The 2,256-nt window shown below is 64.7% G+C and carries 3 protein-coding genes; 2 read left to right on the top strand and 1 reads right to left on the bottom strand.

Annotation, left to right across the window (positions count from 1 at the left end; translation table 11 throughout):
- Positions 1-137: 137 nt before the first annotated feature.
- Positions 138-1,310: an Mbeg1-like protein gene (locus ACMO6A_RS12225; protein ID WP_009608584.1), complete on the bottom strand. Its 1,173-nt coding sequence runs from the start codon at positions 1,308-1,310 to the stop codon at positions 138-140.
- A 41-nt stretch (positions 1,311-1,351) separates the two neighbouring features.
- Here ACMO6A_RS12225 and ACMO6A_RS12220 point away from each other — a divergent pair, with 41 nt between their 5' ends.
- Together ACMO6A_RS12220 and ACMO6A_RS12215 are read left to right on the top strand one after the other, a co-directional pair.
- On the top strand, positions 1,352-1,801 hold the full coding sequence (locus ACMO6A_RS12220; RefSeq protein ID WP_009307004.1) for an acyl-CoA thioesterase: 450 nt from the start codon (positions 1,352-1,354) through the stop codon (positions 1,799-1,801).
- Positions 1,798-2,256: low molecular weight protein-tyrosine-phosphatase (locus tag ACMO6A_RS12215; protein WP_418471336.1), on the top strand; the 459-nt coding region annotated here is incomplete at its 3' end. The genes ACMO6A_RS12220 and ACMO6A_RS12215, both read left to right, overlap by 4 nt.

Below are 2,256 nucleotides of genomic sequence, written 5' to 3'. Positions count from 1 at the left end.
GGTCGCCGAGATGCTGAAGGAGGTGACGGCCGCCGCCGCGGCGGCGACGAGCACGGGCAGGATGGCGGCCGGCCAGGTATGCGGCGCGGCCAGCTGCCAGGCCATGCGGGGGGTCAGTCGTCCGTACGCGCTAGCGGTCATGCTTCGGTTCCTTTCTCGGGGTCGTACGTTTCGCGGCGTCGGGGAAGCCAGGTGGGCGGGGCGGGCTTGAAGCGCTTGACGGTCTCGTCCTTGAGTATGCCTCCGAGCGAGCCCAGCGTCTGCCAGATGAAGCTCTTCGTCTCCGCGTCCAGCTTCGAGCGCGCGCCTAAAAGCTGCCTCGTGTTCGCGAACAGCTTGGTTTGGAACTCGCTCCAGGTTCCGGCCTCGGTGGAGGCGAACAGCTCGTAGATGGTGTCGATGAAGCGCTCGCGCTCGTCGGGAGCTTTGCTGCGCAGCCACGCGTCAAGCGCCTCGTCGAAAAATACGGCGGAGGGGTTGAGCGCCTCCTGGTACACGAAGTCGTCGTCTTCGGTCAACCAGGTGAAAGGCTCGTGCTGGAACACCGACATAGCCGAGGATCGCACCACGCGGTAGTCGGCGCGGCGCTCGAGGATCATGCCGAACGCCGACGACTCGGGCACGGTCTTGTGCAGCAGGGCGTGGAATCGATCGTCGTCGATGCGCGGCGAAGGATCGTCCAGAAACGACGGCCCGTCGTGGTTGAACACGCCGCGCAAGCGCTCGAAGGCGCTCTCGTCGGCTACGAGCGCAGCATACTCGGCGAGGTTGCCGCCCTTGGAGTGCCCGCCGACGATGAGCGGGCAGGCGAGCGCCGACGCCACGCCCGACAGGTACGCCGCCGCCGTGCATTGGGAAGGGATCACTTCCTTGAAGCAGAGGTTGAAGTCTTCCTTCCAACCGGCGAAACTGCCGTCGGTGCCGCGATACGCGAGGTAGGCGACCTCGCCGTCGGCGGCGGGGAACGTCAGCGTGACGGCGGAGAATTGCTTTTCCACGATCTCCGATCGCTCGTTGGCATAGAACGAGGCGCGCACGTCGCGCATGCGGCGGCTTGCCGACAGGACGTGCAGAAACGCCTCGGTGTCCTTCGCGTCCTCCATCCAGCTGTGCGCGGTGAGCGCTTCCCAATCGGACAGCATCACCACGTCGTGCAGCAGGACGCCGTCGGGGGAAGCGAGGTCGACGCCGGGCGCCACCTCGTAGTTGAAGTACGCGAGCGTCGCGAACACAAGCGAGTCGACGGGGTTAAACGGTGATTCCGCGAAGGTGCGCTGCTCTTCGGCCATATACGTTACGATATTCCTCATGCGAACATTGTAGCCGATTGCAAAGGACGGACAGCGAAGCCATGCGGGTTTGCACGCCAATCACCATACGCTATGCGGAGACCGACATGATGGGCATCGTCTACCATGCCAACTATCTGCTGTACTTCGAGGATGCGCGCACGCGGTTCCTCGAGGCTATCGGGTTTCCGTACGACCATATCGAGCAGGCGGGCTACCTGTCGCCCGTCACGCATTTCGAATGCGACTACGGCGCGCCTTTGCGTTACGGCGACACGGCCGTCGTGCGCACGCGCGTAGTGTCCTCGCGCCCGACGAAGACCGTATACGCCTACGAGGTGTTCCGGGAAGGCCAGGATCTCGACGTCGAGAAGCCCTGCTGCACGGGACGGAGCACCCATTGCCTCGTTGATGCCGAAACGTTCAAGCCGGTCAGCCTGAAGCGCGCCGTGCCCGAGCTGTACGAACGCTACCTCGAAGTCCTCGAACCCGAGGAGGGGGAGAGCCGATGAGCGCGCCGCATCGCATCCTATTCGTGTGCCACGGCAACATATGCCGCTCAACCATGGCTGAGTTCGTGATGAAGGATCTCGTCTCGCGCCGAGGCATGGCCGACGCCTTCGTCATCGGGTCGGCAGCCACGCACGACGACGAGATCGGAAGCCCCGTGCATCACGGCACCCGCGCCGTGCTGGAAGCGCAGGGCATCGATTGCTCCGGCAAGACCGCCCGTCGCCTGCGCCGCGCCGATGCTGACGAATGGGACCTGTTCGTAGGCATGGACGAGGCGAACATGCGCGATATGCGTCGCCAGCTGGGACGGGCTGCGGATGGCCGCTGCTTCAAGCTGCTCGAGTTCGCCGATTCCGCGCGTGACGTGGCCGATCCTTGGTACACAGGCGATTTCGACGTCACGTACGACGACGTGCTGGCCGGTTGCGCGGGGCTTCTCGCGTGGTTGGACTCC

The sequence above is a fragment of the Eggerthella sp. genome (assembly GCF_048329335.1).
GTDB classification, from domain to species: domain Bacteria; phylum Actinomycetota; class Coriobacteriia; order Coriobacteriales; family Eggerthellaceae; genus Eggerthella; species Eggerthella lenta.
This window is presented reverse-complemented; position numbering and strand designations above follow the sequence as displayed.